Source organism: Pseudomonas nitroreducens TX1, from assembly GCF_000313755.1.
Lineage (GTDB): Bacteria > Pseudomonadota > Gammaproteobacteria > Pseudomonadales > Pseudomonadaceae > Pseudomonas > Pseudomonas nitroreducens_A.
Window position 1 is genome coordinate 1 of the sequence record NZ_AMZB01000065.1, and the last position, 19,788, is coordinate 19,788.

Here is a 19,788-nt window from a genome sequence, read left to right on the forward strand (position 1 = left end):
TAGGAGCGAGCTTGCTCGCGAACCCCGACAGCAGCGGAGTTTCAGCCCCGCGCAGCCATCGCCCGCGCCGTATCCAACATCCGGTTGGAGAACCCCCACTCGTTGTCGTACCAGGCCATCACCTTCACCAGCCGGCCGTTCACCCGCGTGTGGCTGGCATCGAAGATCGCCGAGCGCGGGTCATGGTTGAAGTCCACCGACACCAGCGGCTGGCGGTTGAAGCCGAGGATCGCCGAGGTCTCGCCGACTCGCTCCATCAGTTCGTTGATCTCCTGCGCGCTGGTGTCGCGGGCGACTTGCACCGTGAGGTCCACCAGCGAGACGTTGATCACCGGCACTCTAACCGCCAGGCCTGTCAGCTTGCCCGCCAGCTCCGGCAGCACCAAACCCACGGCCTCGGCGGCGCCGGTCCTGGTCGGGATCATCGACTGGGTGGCCGAGCGGGCGCGGTACGGGTCGCTGTGGTAGACGTCGGAGAGGTTCTGGTCGTTGGTATAGGCGTGGATGGTGGTCATCAGACCGTGCTCGATGCCCAGTTCGCGGTGCAGCACCTGGGCCACCGGTGCCAGGCAGTTGGTCGTGCAGGAGGCGTTGGAGACGATGCGGTGCTCCGCGTGCAGGACGCCTTCGTTTACGCCGAACACCACCGTGGCGTCGACGTTCTGGCCGGGAGCGGAGATCAGCACCTGGCGCGCTCCGGCCTGCAGGTGCGCCGCGGCCTTGTCGCCGGAGGTGAAGAGGCCGGTGCACTCCAGCACGATATCCACCCCCAGCGCCTTCCACGGCAACTCGGCCGGATTGCGGATGGCCGTGACGGCGATGCGGTCGCCCTCTACCCTGAGGCTTTCGGCGTCATGCTCGACTTGGCCGGCAAAACGCCCATGCACGCTGTCGTACTGAAACAGGTGGGCGTTGATCGCGGAGTCGCCCAGGTCATTGATCGCCACCACTTGCAGGTGCTGGCGATAGGGGCCCGAATAAAGCGCGCGGAGGATGTTCCGACCGATGCGGCCAAATCCGTTGATTGCCAGGCGTATAGTCATGGAGGTCGTCTCTTTTCTTTTGTTGTGGTAAAAACCATTAAATTTCGCCATCGACGAAAAGTAAATGCTTAGTAATCGATGATTATGTTGTAAAAACAACAACTGATAGTCTGTAGGAGAATGCTGCCATGCACCCTCGTGTGCTTGAAGTCACCCAGCGCATCCAGGCCCGCAGCGCGGCCACGCGCCAGCGCTACCTCGACCTGGTCAAGGCAGCCGCCACCAAGGGCCCGCACCGCGGCACGCTGCCCTGCGGCAACCTCGCCCACGGCGTCGCGGCTTGTGGCGATTCCGACAAACAGGCGCTGCGGCTGATGAACCAGGCCAACGTCGCCATCGTCTCCGCTTACAACGACATGCTCTCCGCGCACCAGCCGCTGGAGCGCTTCCCGGAGCTGATCAAGGACGCCCTGCGGCAGATCGGCTCGGTCGGTCAGTTCGCTGGCGGCGTGCCGGCCATGTGTGACGGCGTGACCCAGGGCGAGCCGGGGATGGAGCTGTCCCTGGCCAGCCGCGACGTGATCGCCATGGGCACCGCCATCGCCCTGTCGCACAACATGTTCGATGCCGCGCTGTGCCTGGGCGTGTGCGACAAAATCGTCCCCGGCCTGTTGATCGGTTCATTGCGCTTCGGCCACCTGCCGGTGGTGTTCGTGCCCGCCGGTCCGATGCCCACCGGCATCTCCAACAAGGAGAAGGCCGCGGTGCGCCAGCTGTTCGCCGAAGGCAAGGCCACCCGCGAGGAGCTGCTGGCCTCGGAAATGGCCTCCTATCACGCGCCGGGCACCTGCACCTTCTATGGCACCGCCAACACCAACCAGCTGCTGGTGGAAGTGATGGGCCTGCACCTGCCGGGCGCCTCCTTCGTCAACCCGAACACCCCGCTGCGCGACGAGTTGACCCGCGAAGCCGCCCGCCAGGCCGCGCGCCTGACCCCGGAGAACGGCCAGTTCGTGCCCATGGCGGAGATCGTCGACGAGAAGGCCATGGTCAACTCGGTGGTGGCGCTGCTGGCCACCGGCGGCTCGACCAACCACACCCTGCACCTGCTGGCCATCGCCCAGGCCGCCGGCATCCAGCTGACCTGGCAGGACATGGCGGACCTCTCCGAAGTGGTGCCGACCCTGGCGCGCATCTATCCCAACGGCCAGGCCGACATCAACCACTTCCAGGCGGCAGGCGGCATGTCCTTCCTGATCCGCCAGTTGCTCGATGGCGGCCTGCTGCATGAAGACGTGCAGACCGTGATGGGCAAGGGGCTGCGTCGCTACCTGCAGGAGCCCTTCCTCGACGAGGGCAAGCTGGTCTGGCGCGAAGGCCCGGCGGCGAGCCTGGACGAAAACATCCTGCGCCCCATCGACAAGCCGTTCTCGGCCGAAGGCGGCCTGCGCCTGATGGAAGGCAACCTCGGTCGCGGGGTGATGAAGGTGTCCGCCGTGGCGCCGGAGCACCAGGTCGTCGAAGCCCCGGTGCGCATTTTCCACGATCAGGCCAGCCTGGCCGCCGCCTTCAAGGCCGGCGAGCTGGAGCGCGACCTGGTCGCCGTGGTGCGCTTCCAGGGCCCGCGCGCCAACGGCATGCCGGAGCTGCACAAGCTCACGCCGTTCCTCGGCGTGCTGCAGGACCGCGGCTTCAAGGTGGCGCTGGTCACCGACGGGCGCATGTCCGGCGCGTCCGGCAAGGTGCCGGCGGCAATCCACGTATCCCCGGAGGCACTCAACGGCGGCCCGCTGGCCAAGCTGCGAGACGGCGACGTGGTGCGTGTCGACGGCACCACCGGCGAGCTGCGCGTGCTGGTGGATGCGGCGCAATGGGAAGCCCGTCCGCTGGTCGATACCCCGGCCATCGATAACCTGGGCATGGGCCGCGAGCTGTTCGCCTTCATGCGCAACGCCTTCAGTCCGGCGGAGCAGGGTGCCTGCAGCTTTACGGCCGAGCTGAACGGTCCGAGCTGATCCGTCCGACGTCCTGTGTGACGGACTGCCTGTCCGTTGCACGGGGCGTTCCCGGCGCTGTCCTATGCTGGCATGATCCCGCGCCGCAACCTTCAATCCCACTTCCAGGCCCGAGCCCGCAATGAACTCCAATAACGCTCAGTCCTCTTCCAACGGTTTCGCCCTGGTGGGCGATATCGGTGGCACCAACGCCCGCTTCGCCCTGTGGCGCGGTGAAGTCCTCGAATCCATCCAGGTCCTGGCCTGCGCCGACTACCCGCGCCCGGAAGACGCGGTGCGCGACTACCTGCAGCGCGTCGGCCAGCCGCTGTCGGCGATCGACAACGTCTGCCTGGCCTGCGCAGGTCCCGTTGGCGCTGGCGACTTCAAGTTCACCAACAATCATTGGGTGATCCAGCGCGACGCCTTCCGCGCCGAGCTGGGCCTGAGCCATCTGCTGCTGGTCAACGACTTCAGCACCATGGCCTGGGCGGCCTCGCGGCTGTCGGAAGAACACCTGGTGCAGGTGCGCCCCGGCAAGGCGCTGGAAGGCCGCGCCAAACTGATCATCGGTCCCGGCACCGGCCTGGGCGTCGGCAGCCTGATGCCATTGCCGGGTGGCGGCTGGGACGTGCTGCCCTGCGAAGGCGGTCACGTCGACCTGCCGGTGACCTCCGAGCGCGACTTCGCCCTCTGGCAGCTGCTGCGCGAAAAATACGGCCACGTCTCGGCCGAGCGCGTGCTCTCCGGCAGCGGCCTGGAAAACCTCTACCGCATGAGCTGCCAGCTCGATGGTGTGGAGCCCAAATGCGCCACCGCCGCCGAGATCGGCGAGCGCGCCATGGCTGGCGACGCCTACGCCGATGCAGTGCTGGAACACTTCTTCCTTTGGCTGGCGCGGGTCGCCGGCAACGCCGTGCTGACGGTCGGTGCGCTGGGGGGCGTGTACATCACCGGCGGCATCGTTCCGCGCTTCCTCGAACGCTTCCAGCGCAGCGGTTTCGCCGAGGCGTTTCGCACCCGCGGCAAGACCAGCGGGCCGTACCTCGATCCGGTGCCGGTGTGGGTCATGACGGCGGAGCATCCCGGTCTGTTCGGCGCCGGTGTCGCCCTGGAACAGGCCCTTCGCAACGAAGGTTGATTCACCGCTTCATTCCTTAGAACAACAAGAAAGGACGCCCGAAGTGAACCAGCCTGCCAAATCCATCCTGCTGGTGGACGACGACCAGGAAATCCGCGAGCTGCTGGAAACCTACCTCAGCCGCGCCGGCTTCCAGGTGCGCAGCGTGGCCGACGGCGAGGGCTTCCGCCGCGCGCTGTGCGACGAGGACGCCGCCCTGGCGATCCTCGACGTGATGCTGCCCGACGAGGATGGCTTCAGCCTGTGCCGCTGGATTCGCTCGCACCAGCGGCATGCCTGCATGCCGGTAATCATGCTCACCGCCAGCTCCGACGAGGCCGACCGCGTGGTAGGCCTGGAGCTGGGCGCCGACGATTACCTTGGCAAGCCCTTCAGCCCTCGTGAGCTGCTGGCGCGGATCAAGGCGCTGCTGCGCCGCGCTCAGTTCACCCAGGTGCGCGGCGGCGAGGTGCTGGCCTTCGACGACTGGCGGCTGGATACCATCAGCCACCGGCTGTTCCACGAGGACGGTGAAGAGCATTTCCTCAGCGGCGCCGACTTCGCCCTGCTCAAGCTGTTCCTCGACAACCCCCGGCAGATCCTTGACCGCGACACCATCGCCAGCGCCACCCGTGGCCGCGAGGTGATGCCGCTTGAGCGCATCGTCGACATGGCCGTGTCGCGCCTGCGTCAACGCCTGCGCGACACCGACAAACCGGCACGGCTGATCCAGACCGTGCGCGGCAGCGGCTACCTGCTGGCCGCCCAGGTTCGCCCGCACCTCGCCGGCCATGACTGAGCGCCGCCGCTGGTCCCTGGTGCCGCGCTCGCTGCTCGGCCGCATGCTGCTGCTCACCCTGCTGGCGGTGCTCATCGCCCAGGGCCTGTCGAGCCTGTTCTGGATTTCCCACCTGCGCAGTAGCCAGCGCGACGGCCTGCTCACCAGCTCGCGCAGCCTGGCCTACTCCATGGCTGCCAGCGTCAGCTATTTCCGCTCGCTGCCCATCGGCTACCGCCCGCTGGTACTCGACCAGTTGCGCAGCATGGGCGGCACGCGCTTCTTCGTCTCGCTCAACGAACGCCCGCTGGACATGCGCGCGCTGCCGGACACCTCCAACAAGCAGGCGGTGATGGACATCGTGCAGGACGTGCTGCGGCAGAAGCTGGGCAAGGACGTCGAGTTGCAGGTGGAGTTCGTCAGCCCGGACGACCTGCGGCTGTTCAACGGCGAGCTGAAGCTGGAGGAACTGCCGCGCTCCTGGGCGCACTACGCGCTGACGCTGGAGCCGGTGAACCCTCCGGTGCTGGTCACGCAGATACGCATCGGCGAGAGCGAGTGGCTGTATATCGCCAGCCTGATGCCGGCGCCCTACGTCACTCTGGAGCCCGAAGGCCTGCCGCCACAGCAGGTCATCTCCATCGCCTTTACCAGCCTGCTGCTCTTGCTGTTCACCGGTCTGCTGGTGCACTGGCAGAGCCGCCCGCTCAAACGCCTGGCCCGCGCCGCCCGTGACATCGCCCTGGGCGGCCAGGACCAGCCGCTGGAGGAGAGCGGGGCGAGCGAACTGGTGGAGGTCTCGCGCGCCTTCAACACCATGCGCGAGCGCATCGACCGCTACGTCAACGAACGCGCCCAGCTGTTCAGCGGCATCTCCCACGACCTGCGCACGCCGATTACCCGCCTGCGCCTGCGGGTCGAACTGCTGGAAGACGAGCAGGCCCGCGACAAGTTCAGCCACGACCTCGACGAACTGGAACTGCTGGTGAAGGGCGCGCTGCAATGCGTGAAGGACACCGACATCCACGAGAACGTCGAGCCGGTAGACCTCAACCAACTGCTGCAGTACGTCGCCGGCCCCTACATCGCCGACGGCCGCGTCGAGGTGCTGGGCGCGGCGCTGGAGCCCTATCCGGGCAAGCCGCTGGCGCTCAAGCGCTGCATCGGCAACCTGCTGGACAACGCCCTGAAGTACGGCGGCCGCGCCCAGCTGAGCATCGAGGATGATCCTGATGCGGTGGTCTTGCATGTCGACGACCAGGGACCGGGCGTGCCGGAGCAGCGGCTGGAGAAGGTCTTCGAGCCGCGCTTCCGGTTGTCCGAGCGGGGGCAGGGCTACGGCCTGGGGTTGGGCATCGCGCGCAATATTGCTCATACGCACGGCGGGGAAGTGACGTTGCAGAATCGCCGGGAGGGCGGGTTGAGGGTGACGTTGAGGTTGCCGCGGTTGGAGGTGGAGTAGGGCGGTTGGTTTTCTCCGGTGGGTATGGCGCGTGGCGGCGCCGTTTCCCTCTCCCTAACCCTCTCCCTGACGGGAGAGGGGACTGTTCGGCGCGAGTGGCAATCGCAGAGTTCGCTTGATGTCCTAGTGTGGGTAGACGCAGAAACCTACAGGCAAGGCTCCCTCTCCCTTCAGGGAGAGGGCTGGGGAGAGGGTGGTGGGCCGGGGCACTAGTCTCCTGCGCATTCCCGCCGGAGCCAGTCCGATGCCCTCTTACCTAGCCGAATTCTCGAAACAACTGCGCCATGACCAGACCGAAGCCGAACGCGCCCTCTGGCACCGCCTGCGCGCTCACCGCTTCCTCGGTCTCAAGTTCCGCCGGCAGAAAATCATCGGGCCCTACATCGTCGATTTCATTTGTCACGAACGCATGTTGATCATCGAGCTGGATGGCGGGCAGCATCTGGGTTCCAATGTGGACCTGGAGCGTGACGGATGGCTCAAGCACAGGGGTTTCACAGTGCTGCGTTTCTGGAATCATGATGTGCTGTTGAAGATGGATTCGGTGCTGGAGGCGATACGCCTGGCGCTCGATGGGGACGCTTTTCCCTCTCCCCAACCCTCTCCCTGAAGGGAGAGGGGGCCGCTCGGCGCAAGTGGCAACCAAGGATTCAGCCTGACGTCTTGGTTCGGCTATACGCAGGAACTACAGACCGCTCAGACAGCTCCCTCTCCCTTCAGGGAGAGGGCAGGGGAGAGGGCAGGGGAGAGGGTGGTGGGCCAAGACTCCGTGCTCCAGGAACCTCCCAATGCCGCCCCAACATCCCCCGATGCCAAATCCACCAAAGGACCGCCAATGTCACCACCTCGTGACAATCAAAGATCGCTTCGTTACCCGGAGACCGGAATGCCTTGGATAGACTCGGAACATCGCAAGCGAAGACTTGCCTCCAATAACAAGAACAAGGTGCTCCCCATGAATGCGATCCGTCGCCTGTCGGCCGCCATCTGTCTGTCTTCCCTCTGTCTTTCCCCCCTGCTGGCCCACGCCGGTGAAGTCGAAGTGCTGCACTGGTGGACCTCCCCCGGTGAAAAGCGCGCCGCCGAAACCCTGAAGAAACTCGTCGAAGCCAAGGGCCATACCTGGAAGGACTTCGCCGTCGCCGGCGGTGGCGGCGAAGCGGCCATGACCGTGCTGAAGACCCGCGCCGTCTCCGGCAACCCACCGGCCGCCGCGCAGATCAAGGGGCCGGACATCCAGGAGTGGGGCGAACTCGGCCTGCTCGCCGACCTCAACGATGTCGCCGCCGAAGGCAAGTGGGACCAACTGCTGCCGCCGCAGGTGGCGCAGATCATGAAGTACAAGGGCGACTACGTGGCTGTGCCGGTCAACGTGCACCGGGTGAACTGGCTGTACATCAACCCGGAAGTCTTCAAGAAGGCCGGCGCCACGCCGCCGACCACCCTGGATGAATTCTTCGCCGCCGCCGACAAGCTCAAGGCCGCCGGCTTCACCCCCCTGGCCCATGGCAGCCAGCCCTGGCAGGACGGCACCCTGTTCGAGAACCTGGTGCTGAGCAAGATGGGCCCGGAAGGCTACCGCAAGGCCTTCGTCGAGCTGGACAAGGAAACCCTCACCGGCGCGCAGATGGCCGACGTCTTCGCTGCGCTGAAGAAGCTGCACGGCTATGTCGATGCGGATGCCGCCGGCCGCGAGTGGAACGTCGCCACCGGCATGGTCATCAACGGCAAGGCCGGCATGCAGATCATGGGTGACTGGGCCAAGAGCGAGTTCACCGCCGCCGGCAAGGTGGCGGGCAAGGACTACCAGTGCCTGCCGTTCCCCGGTACGCAGAAGGCCTTCGACTACAACATCGACTCGCTGGTGATGTTCAAGCTGAGCAACGAGGAAAACCGCAAGGCGCAGGAGGACCTGGCGCGTGCCGTACTCGACCCGTCCTTCCAGAAGGACTTCAGCCTGAACAAGGGCTCGATCCCGGTGCGCCTGGACGTCGACATGACGCCCTTCGACAGCTGCGCCCAGCAGTCGATGAAGGACTTCAAGGCCGCTTCCGCCAGCAACAACCTGGTGCCGAGCATGGCCCACAGCATGGCCGCCTCCAGCTACGTGCAGGGCGCGATCTTCGACGTGGTCACCAACTTCTTCAACGACCCCGCCGCCGATCCGCAGAAGGCTGCGCAGCAACTGGGCGCCGCCATCCAGGCCGCCGCGCAGTAAGGCGCAAGCCGGCCCTTTTGCGGGCCGGCCTCTCTCCAACCGAACGACTCCGGGCCGCCACGGCAGCCCGGGCGGGTTCACTCATCCTCGAGAAGGCAGATGGCGACCCACTCTCCGACTTTCACTCCCGCCGCCAGCCCGCGTGCTTCGCTGCTCGACGGCCTGCAGGCCTGGCTGCCCAAGCTGGTGCTGGCCCCGAGCATGCTCGTGGTGCTGGTCTGCGTATACGGCTACATCGGTTGGACGCTGCTGCTGTCCTTCACCAACTCGCGCTTCATGCCGGCCTACAGCTGGGCCGGGCTGACCCAGTACCTGCGCCTGTGGGACAACGACCGCTGGTGGGTGGCGAGCAAGAACCTGCTGCTGTTCGGCGGCCTGTTCATCGGCATCTGCCTCGCGCTCGGGGTGTTCCTCGCTGTGCTGCTGGATCAGCGCATCCGCCGCGAAGGCTTCATCCGCACGGTCTACCTCTACCCCATGGCGCTGTCGATGATCGTCACCGGCACCGCCTGGAAGTGGCTGCTCAACCCCGGCCTGGGCCTGGACAAGCTGCTGCGCGACTGGGGCTGGAGCGGCTTTCGCTTCGACTGGCTGGTGGACCCGGAACGGGTGGTCTACTGCCTGGTGATCGCCGCCGTGTGGCAGGCCTCGGGTTTCGTCATGGCGCTGTTCCTCGCCGGCCTGCGCGGGGTCGACCCGGCCATCGTGCGGGCCGCCCAGGTGGACGGCGCGAGCCTGCCGACCATCTACCTGCGCATCGTCCTGCCGAGCCTGCGCCCGGTGTTCTTCAGCGCGCTGATGATCCTTGCGCACATCGCCATCAAGAGCTTCGACCTGGTGGCCGCGATGACCGCCGGCGGCCCCGGTTATTCCTCCGACCTGCCGGCGATGTTCATGTACGCCCATACCTTCACCCGCGGCCAGATGGGCCTGGGCGCCGCCAGCGCGATGCTGATGCTCGGCGCCGTGCTGGCCATCGTCGTGCCGTACCTGTACTCCGAACTGCGGGGCAAGCGCCATGCATGACTCGACCCTGAAACCGTCGTTCAGCCTGAGCCGCCTGGCGGTGCACGCGACCCTCTGGGGCGCCGTGGCGCTGTACGTGATTCCGCTGCTGGTGATGCTGCTGACCAGCTTCAAGACCCCGGAAGACATCCGAAACAGCAACCTGCTGGCGCTGCCGGACGTATTCACCGTGATCGGCTGGGTGAAGGCCTGGGGCGCGGTGGGCGACTACTTCTGGAACTCGGTGAAGATCACCGTGCCCGGCGTGCTGATCTCCACCTTCATCGGCGCCATGAACGGCTACGTGCTGTCGATGTGGCGCTTCCGCGGCTCGCAGTTGTTCTTCGGCGCGCTGCTGTTCGGCTGCTTCCTGCCGTTCCAGGTGATCCTCCTGCCGATGTCCTTCACCCTCGGCAAGCTCGGCCTGGCCAACACCACCACGGGCCTGGTGATGGTGCACTGCATCTACGGCCTGGCCTTCACCACGCTGTTCTTCCGCAACTACTTTGTGGCGATTCCCGATGCGCTGGTGAAGGCCGCGCGCCTTGACGGTGCGGGGTTCTTCACCATTTTCCTACGCATTCTGATGCCGATGTCCACCCCCATCGTCATGGTCTGTCTGATCTGGCAGTTCACCCAAATCTGGAATGATTTCCTCTTTGGGGTGGTGTTCGCCAGTGGCGACGCCCAGCCCATCACGGTGGCTCTGAACAACCTGGTGAACATCAGCACGGGCGTGAAGGAATACAACGTCGACATGGCGGCCGCGATGATCGCGGCGCTGCCCACGCTGGTGGTCTATGTACTGGCCGGCAAGTACTTCGTGCGCGGGCTCACTGCCGGCGCCGTCAAAGGTTGAGGTAAGCACCGATGTCCACCCTTGAACTGCACAACCTGCACAAGTCCTACGGCGCCGGCCTGGCGGACACCCTGAAGTCGATCAACCTGTCGATCGAATCGGGCGAGTTCCTGATCCTGGTCGGCCCGTCCGGCTGTGGGAAATCCACCCTGATGAACTGCATCGCCGGGCTGGAAAGCGTCACCGGCGGCGCGATCCTGGTGGACGGCCAGGACATCAGTGGCATGAGTCCGAAGGATCGCGACATCGCCATGGTGTTCCAGTCCTATGCGTTGTACCCGACCATGAGCGTGCGCGAGAACATCGCTTTCGGCCTGAAGATCCGCAAGCTGCCCAAGGCCGATATCGATGCCGAAGTGGCGCGGGTCTCCAGGCTGCTGCAGATCGAGCACCTGCTCGAGCGCAAGCCTTCGCAGCTCTCCGGCGGCCAGCAGCAGCGCGTGGCCATGGGCCGGGCGCTGGCGCGGCGACCGAAGATCTACCTGTTCGACGAGCCGCTGTCGAACCTCGACGCCAAGCTGCGCGTGGAGATGCGCACCGAGATCAAGCTGATGCACCAGCGCCTGAAGACCACCACGGTGTATGTGACCCACGACCAGATCGAGGCCATGACCCTGGGTGACAAGGTGGCGGTGATGAAGGACGGCATCGTCCAGCAGTTCGGCACGCCGCAGCAGATCTACAACGACCCGGCGAACCTGTTCGTCGCCAGCTTCATCGGCTCGCCGCCGATGAACTTCATCCCGCTCAAGGTGCAGCAGCAGGGCGGCCGGCTGGTCGGCCTGCTGGACAGCGGCCAGGACCGCTGCGAACTGCCGTTGCAACTGGATGCCGGGCTGATCGAGGGCCGCGAGCTGATCCTCGGCGTTCGCCCGGAACAGGTGCAGCTCGCCACCGACGGCGCCGACGGCCCGAGCGACCTGCGCGCCGAGGTCGAGGTGGTCGAACCCACCGGCCCGGACACCCTGGCCTTCGTCACGCTCAACGGCGCCAAGGTCTGCTGCCGCCTCGCGCCGGACCAGGCGCCGCTGCCGGGCGCGTCCCTGCAACTGCGCTTCGATCCTTCCCGCGCGCTGCTGTTCGACGCCCAGAGCGGCGAACGCCTGCGCGCCGAGCCACGCGGCGACGGCGCGAACAAGGTCACGCCGCTCGCCCGCCAGAAGCATTCCTGAAACACCCTGCCTGTAACCACGCTAGAAACCAAGACAACGAGGACGCTGGAGATGCACAAGAACAACAAGAACCGGCCCGCCGCGCGAACCCTGGGCTGCCTGCTCGCGCTGGGTTGCGTTGGCAACGTAGCCCACGCTGCCGACGCCTTCTCATCCGAGTCCAAGTGGGGCTTGGGCGACTGGGGCGGCAAGCGCACCGAGCTGCTGGAGAAGGGCTATGACTTCAAGCTCGACTACGTCGGCGAGGCCGCCAGCAACCTGGGTGGCGGTTATGACCAGCACACCACGGCGCGCTACTCCGACCAGTTCGCCCTCGGCACTCACCTGGACCTGCAGAAGATCCTCGGCTGGGACGCGACCGAGTTCCAGTTGACGGTCACCGAGCGTAGCGGCCGCAACCTCTCCAACGACCGCATCAGCGACCCGCGCGCCGGACAGTTCAGCTCCGTGCAGGAGGTCTGGGGGCGTGGCCAGACCTGGCGCCTGACGCAGATGTGGATCAAGCAGCAGTACTTCGACGGCGCGCTGGACGTGAAGGTCGGCCGCTTCGGCGAGGGCGAGGACTTCAACAGCTTCCCCTGCGACTTCCAGAACCTGGCCTTCTGCGGCTCCCAGGTGGGCAACTGGGTCGGCGGCATCTGGTACAACTGGCCGGTCAGCCAGTGGGCGGCTCGGGTGAAGTGGAACTTCAACGACCAGTGGTACGCCCAGGTCGGCGCGTACAACCAGAACCCGTCGAACCTGGAGACCGGCAACGGCTTCAAGCTCAACGGCAGCGGTACCAAGGGCACCATCCTGCCGGTGGAGCTGGTGTGGATGCCCAAGGTCGGCGCGCAGCAACTGCCCGGCGAGTACCGCCTGGGCTACTACTACAGCACCGCCGAGGCCGACGACGTGTACGACGACGTCAACGGCAACCCGCAGGCGCTCACCGGCGAGCCGGCCAAGACCCATAGCGGCAAGCATGGCTGGTGGGTGGTGGCGCAGCAGCAGGTCACGGCGCACAACGGCGATGCTTCGCGCGGCCTGAGCCTGTTCGCCAACTTCACCGTGCATGACAAGGCCACCAACACCGTCGACAACTACCAGCAGCTCGGTGTCCTCTACAAGGGCCCGTTCGATGCGCGGCCCAAGGACGACATCGGCTTCGGCGTGGCACGCATCCACGTCAACGACGATGTGCAGGATCGCCAGCGACTGGCCAACCAGGTCAACGGCATCGACGACTACGACAACCCGCTGTACCAGCCCATCCAGGACACCGAGTACAACGCCGAGCTGTACTACGGCGTGCATGTGACCAATTGGCTCACCGTACGCCCGAACCTGCAGTACATCCGCCATCCGGGCGGGGTGGACGAGGTCAACAACGCCGTGGTGGCCGGCCTGAAGATCCAGTCCAGCTTCTGATTGCTCCCGGTGCGAACCTGGCCCGTCCTTGCGACGGGCTTTTTTTCCAGCGTCAGAGGGCTTCTGCGCGGATCGAGTGGACGGCTTTTGCTCGCAGGTTCTCTGCCTGTCCGTGGCGGGGGAATCCCTTTTCAGTGGCGCGGACGCTGCGCGTGACTAGGCTTTGCGGTTAGAATCGCGGCCTTTTCTGTAAGATGTAGTGAAACTACAGAGATCTTCACGCCCCGGAATGTCCGGGCAGGGATTGGATCAGGACATCCGGACAATGCTTGAGCATCCGCTGCAGCGCTTTTTTCATTCCATGCGGGGTAAGCGCCCCTTCGACTGGGTGCGCTTCCAGCGTCGTGACCTGCTGCTCATCGATCACCCGCAGTGCCAGGCGGTCTTCAGCCGCCAGGGCGCGCAGCTGCTGCACTTCCAGCCGCGCGGCGCGCGCCCGCTGCTGTGGTGTTCCAGCCAGTGGCCGAGCCTGAGCACCGCGCCGATCCGTGGTGGCATCCCGGTCTGCTGGCCCTGGTTCGGCAGCCATCCCACCGAGGCCGACTGGCCGCAGCATGGCTGGGCCCGCCAGCGCGAGTGGCGCATGCTCGATGCCTGGGCCGACGATCAGAAAGCAGTGGTCAGCTGGCAGCTGGATATCGAGGACTGGCACGTGCGCCTGGAAGCGCGCCTGGGCCAGGACCTGGACATCGAACTCTCCAGCTACCACGAGGATGACAGCGACTGCCTCTTCAGCTTCGCCCTGCAGCCATACTGGCGCGTGGGTTCGCTGCGTCGCTCGGTGGTCCATGGCATGGAACTGGACGGCAAGGCCAGCGGCCTGCCCAATACCTGGGCGCCCCGTGGCGCGGTCAAGCAGGTGCTCTACAACACCGGTTCCCTGGTCCTGGAAGATGCCGGCTGGCAGCGCCGCCTGCGCATCGACAAGAACACCAGCGCCGGCAGCGTCATCTGGCACCCCGGCAGCCGCGCGGTGGAGCAGGTGGAGCCGGGCGAAGCGGAGCGCTTCCTGTGCATCGGCGCGGCCGGTTATCGCGCGGGCGGGCTTATCCTCGCCCAGGGTGAACGCATGCTGCTGAACCTGCGCGCCGGTCTGGTCTGACCGGCTGATTTCAACGGGTTGGCCAAGCTGTAGGAGCGAGCTTGCTCGCGAACCGCTTGATGCTGTCGTCCCCGGCGAGCTTGTTCGCGAGCAAGCTCGCTCCTACGAAAAGCAGGGAGGCGGACAGCCCCTCGGCGAGGCCATCCGCGAGACGAGGGGGCGAACCCTCAGGACGGTTGCTGCGGCGTGCCCAGCAGCGACTTGCCGGTTTTCTTCTGCCGCTTGGCCATGCGTTTTTCGTGCGCGGTTTTCAGCGGCTTCTTCTTCGCTTGCTTCTTCGCGTCGAGACCTTTCATGAGCCTGTCCTCCGACGGGACGCCCTCGGGTCGAGAGCTGACTGCTTCAGCATAGTCCCGTCGCAGGCGTCTGTTCAGCCGGCGGTCTGGCGCTCTAGCTCGCGGCGCACCATGTTGGCGTAGTGTGGCGGGCTCAACCGGTACAGCTCGCTGGCCACCCAGGACAGCCAGCGGGCGCCGAGCCGGTCGCGTTGGGCCAGCAGGCGCCGGGCTTCGGCCTCGGCGCGCTGGGCGTTTTCCTGGTGATAATCGGCACGGCTCATCGGGTCTTCGGTACAGCCTCAGGACTTCGCGCAGCTCAGGGTCTGCGGATCGATGGTGATACTGGCCAGCGGTTTGGCGTCGCTGCCGGCATATTCGTGGGTAACGCTCAAGTGGTGCTCGCGGAAGCGCTGCAACAGATCGGGCTGCTGGCAGGTGGTGCCTTCGAGCTGCTTCTTCAGGCCGTTCTCGAACTTGGCGCGGGCGCCCAGGTCCATGGCGTCCAGGCGCAGGTTGGAGATGGCGTAGCGGTAATACAGCATCTTCTTCGCCGGGTCGAGCTGCACGCTGTTGAGGGTAGTCACCTTGTCCACCTGGCGCGGCAGGTTGGACCGGGTCACCTGGTCGAAATAGTCCGCCGACTCCTTGAGGAATTTCGCCTCATCGGCAGCGTCGTCGGCGTGGACGGCCAGGCTGGTGAGCAGCAGGAAGGGCAGGGCGAGACGGGCAAACGGCATGGGGAATTCCTGTACGGCTGATGGGAGTGGAGCGAAGTGCAGGCTCAGTAGCTGCGACAGCCACGGCAAGATCGCGTACTGCCCTGCCTGCGGCTAACAACGCACATGGTCAGTGAGTGTAGAGCACCGCCAGCCGCTGGCCGCTCGCTGCAGCACTCTTTTGCGAGTAGCCTTGCGCGCGGCCATCCACCCTCTTTTCGCAGGTTTGCTTCCACACCATGATCGAACTGAACCAGGTTGACCTTCGCACCGACCCTGCCGCGCAACGCGTGGTGAAGGACGAAACCGTCACCGTCGAATTCGCTGCCGCGCCGGGTGAGCTGATGAGCCTCGAAGGGCCGAACCGCTACGCCGTCGGTGACGCGATCATCAGTGGCGCCACCGGCGAGCGCTGGGTCGTTTCCCGCGAGCGTTTCGATCCGAAATACCGGCCCGCCGACTCCGCGCTCGCTCACGGCGAACCCGGTGCCTACCGCAATATTCCCAGCCCCGTGCTGGCGCGGCGCATGGACGAAGCCTTCACCCTGCTGCGCTCGGCGGGCGGCGACCGCCTCACCGGTGCGGCCGGCGACTGGGTCATGCAGTATGCACCCGGCGACTATGGCGTGGTGAAGGCCGAGCGCTTCGCCAAGGTCTATCGCCTGGCCGAGTGATCGCGACACCGGCCTGGCCTCCATGGCCCGCCAGCGGCTATGGTCTGTGCTGGCGGGCGCTCTGCGCCGTGCATTTGTTGCAACTTTGCCGGCGTCGCGGGGGTCCACCCTGCAGCCGCCGGTGGGCGGGATGCTCATGGGAGGACAGTGCGGGATGCGATTCATGGACATGCGCGGGCTCAGTCTGGGGCCCTGGAAACTGATCAGCCTGACGGTGAAGGAGTTTCTCGACGACGAGATGCCCACCTATGCTGCGGCCCTGGCTTACCAGGGGTTGTTCTCGCTGTTTCCCTTCCTGCTGTTCCTCATCGCCCTGCTGGGCTTTCTGCACCTGCCGGAGTTCTTCGACTTCCTCCGCCAACAGGCCGACTACGTGCTGCCGGCGCAGGCGCTGGAACAGGTCAATCCGGTGATCGACCAGTTGCAGCAGCGCCAGGGCGGCCTGCTGTCCATCGGTATTGTGGTGGCGTTGTGGTCGTCCTCTGCGGCGGTGCGCTCGCTGATGATCGCGCTCAATGCTGCCTATGACGTGCGCGAGGGCCGCCCGGCCTGGAAGCGCATTCCGCTGTCGCTGTTCTACACCTTCGGCCTGGTGGCGATGCTGATGATGATCGCCGCGCTGATGATCCTCGGCCCGCAGGTGATGGGCTGGATCGCCGCCAAGGTGGGCCTGGAGGATTTCGTGGTGATCCTCTGGAGCATCCTGCGCTGGCCGGTGATCGTGATGCTGATGATGATGGCGGTGGCGATCATCTACTACGTCACGCCCAACGTGCAGCAGCGCTTCCGCTTCATCACTCCCGGCTCGGTGCTGGCGGTGGTGCTGTGGATCGCCGCGTCGCTGGGCTTTGGCTACTACGTGAAGAACTTTGCCGACTACAACGCCATGTACGGCAGCGTCGGCGCTATCATCGTGCTGCTGCTGTATTTCTACATCTCATCGGCGGTGCTGTTGCTGGGCGCGGAGCTCAACGCGGTGATCGAACACCATCTGCCTCACGGCAAGGACGAAGGCGAAAAGACCTTCGACCAGGCTGAGCCGGAACCCGAGCCGGACAGAGGCTAGGGCTGTGCCGGCTGGCCGGCGACGGCGGGCGGCTCGTTGAGCAGGGCGTTGACCAGCGCGGTGGCCTTCTCGAAGGACGGGTAGCCGCTGCGGGCGACGTCCAGGCTGCCATAGGCCGTCTGGTAGCGCTGCGCCTTGCCCGGGTCGGCCTGCTCCACCAGGAAGGGCTCGGACCAGATCTTGTAGAGCAGCGCAACGGCATAGGGCTGGCCGGCTTCGGCGGCGTTCTCCAGCAGCGGGAGCACCTCGTCCACCTGCGGGCCTTCCTTGATTTTCAGCAGCGCCATGTAGAAGCTCGCCTCGCCGCGCTCGTCCTGCTCCATGGCGCGGGCGAGCAGGGCCTCGGCCAGCTCGTAATTGGCCAGGTCGCCGCTGGCGATCAGCAGCTTCGCCTGGAGCATGTCGTTCTGGTAGAGCAGGCGCTCCTGGCGGCAGGCTTCGCCGCTCAGCGGCTCGTCGCAGGGATTGCTGGCCTTGGTCGAGCAGCCGGCCAGCAGCAGCGGCAGGACCAGGGCGGCCAGCCGGAAAGGTGTGTGTGGCTTGCCCATGCAAGTCCCTCGGGGGCGAATGTCAGGGTTCGACCAGTCGCGGGCGCGCCGGTTCTGCTTATTGGCCAACAGCATAGCCGCTGCTCGTCAGAGAGCCTGGAAACCGGGCAGGCACGGCAGGCGTTCGCTGAGGAAGTCGATCAGCGCGCGGGTCCGGGCCGGCAGGAATCGGCGCGAAGGATACAGCAGGCTGGCCTCCTGGGTTGGCCCGCGCCACTCCGGAAGAATGCACTGCAAGGTGCCGTCGGCCAGCAAATCCGCCACCAGCCAGGCCGGCGTCAGGCCGAAACCGGCGCCCAGGCAATAGCTTTCGCGGATCGCCAGCGAACTGTTCACCGTGTAGCGACTGCGCGTGGTGAGGTTCAGCTCGCGGCCGTCGGCGTGGCGCAGCAGCAGGTTCTGCCCGGCGTCGAGCCAGGCAAATCGCAGGTATTGCGCCAGCGGCAGGTCTTCGGGAGTAGCGAGCGCCGGCAGACGGGAAATCCACTTCGGTGACGCCACCAGGTAGCGCGGCGAGCGGGCCAGCGGGCGGGCGATCAATGGTTCCGGCAGTTCACCGCCCAGGCGCAGGGCGAGGTCGATGCCTGCCTCGGCAAGGTCGACGAAGCGGTCGTTGAGCAGCAACTCCACCTCGACTTCCGGGTGCAACTGCATGAACTCCAGCAGCAGTGCATTCAGCCTCAGCACGCCCAGGCTTACCGGCGCGCTGACCCGCAGGCGGCCAAGCACCTGTTCGGTCTCGCCGCGCGCCTCGCTGACGCCCTCTGCGTAGCTTTCCAGTGTCTGCCGGGCGTGTTCGTAGAAGCGTCGGCCCTGTTCGGTGGGCTGCACGCGGGTAGTGCTGCGGACCAGCAGTTGCGCGCCGACCTGCCGCTCCAGCGCCGCCATGGTCTTGCTCACCGTCGGCTGGCTGCTGCCGCACTCGCGCGCCACCGCGGAAAGGCTGCCCAGCTCTACGGCGCGGACGAAACAGTGCAACGCCTTGAGGGTATCCATGTCCTATTCGTTTATCGAATGACGGGTCTGCCAATATGCCGTCTACCGCCGTGATTGGGAATGACTGAGGCTGTGCCCATCTCATCGCCCGATATCGAGGAACACCATGAAGAACCTGCTGCTCGCCGCCCTGATTGCCCTGGCCCTGCCGCTGGCGCAGGCTGAAGAAGGACACTGGCAGGCGACCTGGAGCGCCAGCCCGCAGCGGACCTGGGGCAAGGAAGTGCCGTTGCCATTGGGCGTGCCGCCGGTGATCGGCAACCACACCCTGCGGCAGATCGTGAAAGTCAGCCTGGGCGGCCGGCGCGTGCGCATCGTGCTGTCCAACGCCTACGGCAGCCAACCGGTGGCTATCGGCGGCGCGGCTGTCGCGGTGGCGGCGCCGGCCGGGCGCTTGGGTGGCCCGAGTCGCCGACTGACTTTCGCCGGCCAGCCGACGGCCTACATCGCTCCGGGTGCTGAGCTGTTCAGCGATCCGCTGGATCTCGCCGTTCCGTCGCTGGGCGAATTGTCGGTATCCCTCTACCTGCCGCAGTCGACGGCCATCGAAAGCTTCCACTGGGACGGCAAGCAGCGCGTCTACGGTGCGCCGGGAGAACAGCTCGACGCCGCGCACCTGCCCGCGGACGGCAAGATGGAAGCGCGCCTGTTCCTTGCCGATGTGCTGGTTGAAAACCCCGAGCCGCGCCCGGTGGTGGCGGTGCTTGGCGACTCCATCACCGATGGCCGTGGCGCCGGCCTGGACGGCAATCAGCGCTGGCCGGACGTGTTGGCGCAGCGGCTGGCCGCTCGCAGTGTGGGCGTGATCAACGCCGGTATTTCCGGTGCACGGCTGCTTTCCGACGGCATGGGGCAGAGCGCCCTGGTGCGTTTCCAGCGCGACGCGCTGGGCAAGCCGGGAGTGAAGGTGGCTATCGTGCTGCTGGGGATCAACGATATCTCCTGGCCCGGCAGTACCTTCGCGCCGAACAACCCGCTGGCGCAGTATGAAGACCTGGTCGCCGGTTACCGTCAACTGATCGCCCAGGCCCAAGTGCGTGGCGTGCGTATCGTCGGCGCAACCCTCCTGCCATTCGAGCGCGCCCTCAGCGGGTCGCCGATCGAGAATTACCACGCGGCCAACAAGGAAGCGCTGCGCCAAAGAGTGAACCAGTGGATTCGCCGGAGCGGGGAGTTCGACGCGGTGGTGGACCTGGATGCGCAGTTGCGCGACCCGGCCCGTCCGTTGCGTCTGCTGCCCAGGTACGACAGCGGCGATCACCTGCATCCCAATGATGCGGGGAACCGGGCGATGGCTCAGAGCGTGGATATCGAGCAATTGCTGAAGGGGATGTGATGTCTTCCGCGAGGGTGGGAGTGGCCGGGAAGCGATCGCGGACGGAGTCCGCTTGTGTCTGCCGACTTCGA

General features: G+C 65.9%; 20 protein-coding genes. 14 read left to right on the forward strand and 6 right to left on the reverse strand.

Going from position 1 to position 19,788, the window contains the following annotated elements; translation table 11 throughout:
- Positions 1–41: 41 nt before the first annotated feature.
- Complete coding sequence (gap, locus tag C167_RS0102320; RefSeq protein WP_017516659.1) at positions 42–1,043, reverse strand: type I glyceraldehyde-3-phosphate dehydrogenase; 1,002 nt, start codon at positions 1,041–1,043, stop codon at positions 42–44.
- A 128-nt stretch (positions 1,044–1,171) separates the two neighbouring features.
- Here gap and edd point away from each other — a divergent pair, with 128 nt between their 5' ends.
- The 11 genes from edd to C167_RS0102375 all read left to right on the forward strand — a co-directional run bounded on the left by edd (position 1,172) and on the right by C167_RS0102375 (position 14,103).
- Complete coding sequence (edd, locus tag C167_RS0102325; RefSeq protein ID WP_017516660.1) at positions 1,172–2,998, forward strand: phosphogluconate dehydratase; 1,827 nt, start codon at positions 1,172–1,174, stop codon at positions 2,996–2,998.
- A 121-nt stretch (positions 2,999–3,119) separates the two neighbouring features.
- Positions 3,120–4,118, forward strand: coding sequence for a glucokinase (locus C167_RS0102330; protein ID WP_017516661.1), 999 nt, complete (start codon positions 3,120–3,122; stop codon positions 4,116–4,118).
- A 43-nt stretch (positions 4,119–4,161) separates the two neighbouring features.
- Positions 4,162–4,896 (forward strand): response regulator, encoded by a 735-nt coding sequence (locus C167_RS0102335; protein WP_017516662.1) that lies wholly within the window; start codon positions 4,162–4,164, stop codon positions 4,894–4,896.
- A 19-nt stretch (positions 4,897–4,915) separates the two neighbouring features.
- Positions 4,916–6,337 (forward strand): ATP-binding protein, encoded by a 1,422-nt coding sequence (locus C167_RS0102340; protein ID WP_085988829.1) that lies wholly within the window; start codon positions 4,916–4,918, stop codon positions 6,335–6,337.
- A gap of 244 nt (positions 6,338–6,581) precedes the next feature.
- Positions 6,582–6,947: an endonuclease domain-containing protein gene (locus C167_RS0102345; protein WP_017516664.1), complete on the forward strand. Its 366-nt coding sequence runs from the start codon at positions 6,582–6,584 to the stop codon at positions 6,945–6,947.
- A gap of 345 nt (positions 6,948–7,292) precedes the next feature.
- Positions 7,293–8,555, forward strand: coding sequence for an ABC transporter substrate-binding protein (locus C167_RS0102350; protein WP_017516665.1), 1,263 nt, complete (start codon positions 7,293–7,295; stop codon positions 8,553–8,555).
- A gap of 99 nt (positions 8,556–8,654) precedes the next feature.
- Positions 8,655–9,581 (forward strand): carbohydrate ABC transporter permease, encoded by a 927-nt coding sequence (locus tag C167_RS0102355; RefSeq protein ID WP_017516666.1) that lies wholly within the window; start codon positions 8,655–8,657, stop codon positions 9,579–9,581.
- Positions 9,574–10,419, forward strand: a complete 846-nt coding sequence (locus tag C167_RS0102360; RefSeq protein ID WP_017516667.1) for a carbohydrate ABC transporter permease — start codon at positions 9,574–9,576, stop codon at positions 10,417–10,419. The genes C167_RS0102355 and C167_RS0102360 overlap by 8 nt, the downstream gene beginning before the upstream one ends.
- An 11-nt stretch (positions 10,420–10,430) precedes the next feature.
- Positions 10,431–11,591 carry an ABC transporter ATP-binding protein gene (locus C167_RS0102365; RefSeq protein ID WP_017516668.1) on the forward strand — a complete coding sequence of 387 codons (1,161 nt, stop codon included), beginning with the start codon at positions 10,431–10,433 and terminating at the stop codon, positions 11,589–11,591.
- 51 nt (positions 11,592–11,642) lie between these two features.
- Positions 11,643–13,001 carry a carbohydrate porin gene (locus C167_RS0102370; RefSeq protein ID WP_017516669.1) on the forward strand — a complete coding sequence of 453 codons (1,359 nt, stop codon included), beginning with the start codon at positions 11,643–11,645 and terminating at the stop codon, positions 12,999–13,001.
- Between the two features lie 265 nt (positions 13,002–13,266).
- On the forward strand, positions 13,267–14,103 hold the full coding sequence (locus C167_RS0102375) for a D-hexose-6-phosphate mutarotase (protein WP_017516670.1): 837 nt from the start codon (positions 13,267–13,269) through the stop codon (positions 14,101–14,103).
- Between the two features lie 167 nt (positions 14,104–14,270).
- Here C167_RS0102375 and C167_RS35260 read toward each other — a convergent pair whose 3' ends face one another.
- The 3 genes from C167_RS35260 to C167_RS0102390 all read right to left on the reverse strand — a co-directional run bounded on the left by C167_RS35260 (position 14,271) and on the right by C167_RS0102390 (position 15,118).
- Complete coding sequence (locus C167_RS35260; protein WP_017516671.1) at positions 14,271–14,399, reverse strand: hypothetical protein; 129 nt, start codon at positions 14,397–14,399, stop codon at positions 14,271–14,273.
- A 74-nt stretch (positions 14,400–14,473) separates the two neighbouring features.
- Positions 14,474–14,662, reverse strand: coding sequence for a hypothetical protein (locus C167_RS0102385; protein ID WP_017516672.1), 189 nt, complete (start codon positions 14,660–14,662; stop codon positions 14,474–14,476).
- 18 nt (positions 14,663–14,680) lie between these two features.
- Positions 14,681–15,118 (reverse strand): hypothetical protein, encoded by a 438-nt coding sequence (locus tag C167_RS0102390; RefSeq protein ID WP_017516673.1) that lies wholly within the window; start codon positions 15,116–15,118, stop codon positions 14,681–14,683.
- 218 nt (positions 15,119–15,336) lie between these two features.
- Here C167_RS0102390 and C167_RS0102395 point away from each other — a divergent pair, with 218 nt between their 5' ends.
- On the forward strand, positions 15,337–15,771 hold the full coding sequence (locus C167_RS0102395; RefSeq protein WP_017516674.1) for a PGDYG domain-containing protein: 435 nt from the start codon (positions 15,337–15,339) through the stop codon (positions 15,769–15,771).
- A gap of 154 nt (positions 15,772–15,925) precedes the next feature.
- Positions 15,926–16,837, forward strand: a complete 912-nt coding sequence (locus tag C167_RS0102400; RefSeq protein WP_017516675.1) for a YihY/virulence factor BrkB family protein — start codon at positions 15,926–15,928, stop codon at positions 16,835–16,837.
- Here C167_RS0102400 and C167_RS0102405 read toward each other — a convergent pair.
- Entirely contained in the window at positions 16,834–17,385 is a 552-nt protein-coding gene (locus C167_RS0102405; protein WP_017516676.1) for a hypothetical protein, read from the reverse strand. The genes C167_RS0102400 and C167_RS0102405 overlap by 4 nt on opposite strands.
- Positions 17,386–17,472: 87 nt before the next feature.
- Positions 17,473–18,381 carry a LysR family transcriptional regulator gene (locus tag C167_RS0102410; RefSeq protein WP_017516677.1) on the reverse strand — a complete coding sequence of 303 codons (909 nt, stop codon included), beginning with the start codon at positions 18,379–18,381 and terminating at the stop codon, positions 17,473–17,475.
- 106 nt (positions 18,382–18,487) lie between these two features.
- On the opposite strand from C167_RS0102410, the gene C167_RS0102415 reads away from it, so the two are divergent.
- Positions 18,488–19,717: an SGNH/GDSL hydrolase family protein gene (locus tag C167_RS0102415; protein ID WP_017516678.1), complete on the forward strand. Its 1,230-nt coding sequence runs from the start codon at positions 18,488–18,490 to the stop codon at positions 19,715–19,717.
- Positions 19,718–19,788: the final 71 nt, after the last annotated feature.

What these genes read in the sequence shown, in the direction of transcription:
- gap (WP_017516659.1), bottom strand. Translation starts at nt 1,043, where the DNA reads ATGACTATACGCCTGGCAATCAACGGATTTGGCCGCATCGGTCGGAAC.
- edd (WP_017516660.1), top strand. Translation starts at nt 1,172, where the DNA reads ATGCACCCTCGTGTGCTTGAAGTCACCCAGCGCATCCAGGCCCGCAGC.
- C167_RS0102330 (WP_017516661.1), top strand. Translation starts at nt 3,120, where the DNA reads ATGAACTCCAATAACGCTCAGTCCTCTTCCAACGGTTTCGCCCTGGTG.
- C167_RS0102345 (WP_017516664.1), top strand. Translation starts at nt 6,582, where the DNA reads ATGCCCTCTTACCTAGCCGAATTCTCGAAACAACTGCGCCATGACCAG.
- C167_RS0102350 (WP_017516665.1), top strand. Translation starts at nt 7,293, where the DNA reads ATGAATGCGATCCGTCGCCTGTCGGCCGCCATCTGTCTGTCTTCCCTC.
- C167_RS0102355 (WP_017516666.1), top strand. Translation starts at nt 8,655, where the DNA reads ATGGCGACCCACTCTCCGACTTTCACTCCCGCCGCCAGCCCGCGTGCT.
- C167_RS0102360 (WP_017516667.1), top strand. Translation starts at nt 9,574, where the DNA reads ATGCATGACTCGACCCTGAAACCGTCGTTCAGCCTGAGCCGCCTGGCG.
- C167_RS0102365 (WP_017516668.1), top strand. Translation starts at nt 10,431, where the DNA reads ATGTCCACCCTTGAACTGCACAACCTGCACAAGTCCTACGGCGCCGGC.
- C167_RS0102370 (WP_017516669.1), top strand. Translation starts at nt 11,643, where the DNA reads ATGCACAAGAACAACAAGAACCGGCCCGCCGCGCGAACCCTGGGCTGC.
- C167_RS0102375 (WP_017516670.1), top strand. Translation starts at nt 13,267, where the DNA reads ATGCTTGAGCATCCGCTGCAGCGCTTTTTTCATTCCATGCGGGGTAAG.
- C167_RS35260 (WP_017516671.1), bottom strand. Translation starts at nt 14,399, where the DNA reads ATGAAAGGTCTCGACGCGAAGAAGCAAGCGAAGAAGAAGCCGCTGAAA.
- C167_RS0102385 (WP_017516672.1), bottom strand. Translation starts at nt 14,662, where the DNA reads ATGAGCCGTGCCGATTATCACCAGGAAAACGCCCAGCGCGCCGAGGCC.
- C167_RS0102390 (WP_017516673.1), bottom strand. Translation starts at nt 15,118, where the DNA reads ATGCCGTTTGCCCGTCTCGCCCTGCCCTTCCTGCTGCTCACCAGCCTG.
- C167_RS0102395 (WP_017516674.1), top strand. Translation starts at nt 15,337, where the DNA reads ATGATCGAACTGAACCAGGTTGACCTTCGCACCGACCCTGCCGCGCAA.
- C167_RS0102400 (WP_017516675.1), top strand. Translation starts at nt 15,926, where the DNA reads ATGCGATTCATGGACATGCGCGGGCTCAGTCTGGGGCCCTGGAAACTG.
- C167_RS0102405 (WP_017516676.1), bottom strand. Translation starts at nt 17,385, where the DNA reads ATGGGCAAGCCACACACACCTTTCCGGCTGGCCGCCCTGGTCCTGCCG.
- C167_RS0102410 (WP_017516677.1), bottom strand. Translation starts at nt 18,381, where the DNA reads ATGGATACCCTCAAGGCGTTGCACTGTTTCGTCCGCGCCGTAGAGCTG.
- C167_RS0102415 (WP_017516678.1), top strand. Translation starts at nt 18,488, where the DNA reads ATGAAGAACCTGCTGCTCGCCGCCCTGATTGCCCTGGCCCTGCCGCTG.